Source organism: Kitasatospora sp. NPDC093558 (assembly GCF_040683475.1).
In the GTDB taxonomy this organism is placed as follows: Bacteria; Actinomycetota; Actinomycetes; order Streptomycetales; family Streptomycetaceae; genus Kitasatospora.
In genome coordinates this window covers 1-1,167 of sequence record NZ_JBFBDY010001306.1, presented here as the reverse complement: position 1 = coordinate 1,167, position 1,167 = coordinate 1, and the positions used below count along the sequence as shown (strand labels likewise).

1 protein-coding gene is annotated in these 1,167 nt (G+C 72.8%); it reads left to right on the top strand.

Annotated elements, in window-relative coordinates:
- Nucleotides 1–140 precede the first annotated feature (140 nt).
- Nucleotides 141–1,040 (top strand): neutral zinc metallopeptidase, encoded by a 900-nt coding sequence (locus AB0O00_RS40565; protein WP_363659672.1) that lies wholly within the window; start codon nt 141–143, stop codon nt 1,038–1,040.
- The last annotated feature ends 127 nt before the right edge of the window (nt 1,041–1,167 follow it).

Sequence of the window (1,167 nt, the reverse complement as noted above, 5' to 3'; positions counted from 1 at the left end):
GACGGGCCCCGCCCGCTGACGGGCGGCTGGGTGACGGGCCGCTGGGTGACGGGCCGTGCCCGCCCGTCCCCGTAGGCTGGTGCGGCCCGCCGAAGCGGCGGGCGCACCACAGGGACGACGAGACAGAAGCGGGCACCGGCATGCAGTTCGACGACCAGGGCGATCTCGACACCTCACAGGTCGACGACCGGCGCGGCATCCCCGGCGGGAAGGTGGCCATCGGCGGCGGGGCGGTGGGCCTGGTCGCCGTGCTGTTCGCCGTCCTTCTGGGCGTGGACCCCAAGCTGCTGGGCCTGTCCTCCGGCGGCGGCGCCTCCTCCTCCGCGGGAGGGCGCAGCGCCGGCGAGGTGCAGCAGGCCTGCAAGAGCGGGGCGGACGCCAACAAGCGCCAGGACTGCCGCATCGTGGCCGTCACCAACAGCCTCCAGGACTTCTGGCGCACCGAACTGCCCAGGCGCGGCACCGCCTACAAGAACGCCGAGACGGTGCTGTTCACCGGCCGCGTCACCACCGCCTGCGGCCCCGCGACCTCCGCCGTCGGCCCGTTCTACTGCCCCGGCGACCAGAAGGCCTACTTCGACCTCGGCTTCTTCGACGAACTGTCCTCCCGCTTCGGCGCCAAGGGCGGCCCCTTCGCCGAGTCCTACGTCGTCGCCCACGAGTACGGCCACCACATCCAGACCCTCACCGGCGCCATGCAGAAGGTCGGCGGCGACCGCCAGGGCGCCACCAGCGCCTCCGTGCGCCTGGAACTCCAGGCCGACTGCTACGCCGGGGTGTGGGCGCACTACGCCACCACCGTCAAGCAGCCCTCCACCGGCCGCCCGCTGATCACCTCCATCACCGACCAGGACATCGCCCAGGGCCTGGACGCGGCCGCGGCCGTCGGCGACGACCGCATCCAGAAGCAGGCCACCGGCAAGGTCAACCCCGAGAGCTGGACCCACGGCTCCTCCGACCAGCGCAAGACCTGGTTCACCACCGGCTACCGCAGCGGCGACACGGCCCAGTGCGACACCTTCTCCGCCGCCAAGCTCTGAGGCGGCCACCAACCGCGCGGCGGCGCACCCCCTGTCACCTGTCAGGGACCGGCGCCGCCCGCTGCTTCCTACGCTGAAGCGCACTGGCCACACCAGCCAGTGCACACCAGCAAGGGAGAACCGCCCG

Excerpts from the sequence above, each read along its gene's own strand:
- AB0O00_RS40565 (WP_363659672.1), top strand. The coding sequence starts at position 141 with ATGCAGTTCGACGACCAGGGCGATCTCGACACCTCACAGGTCGACGAC.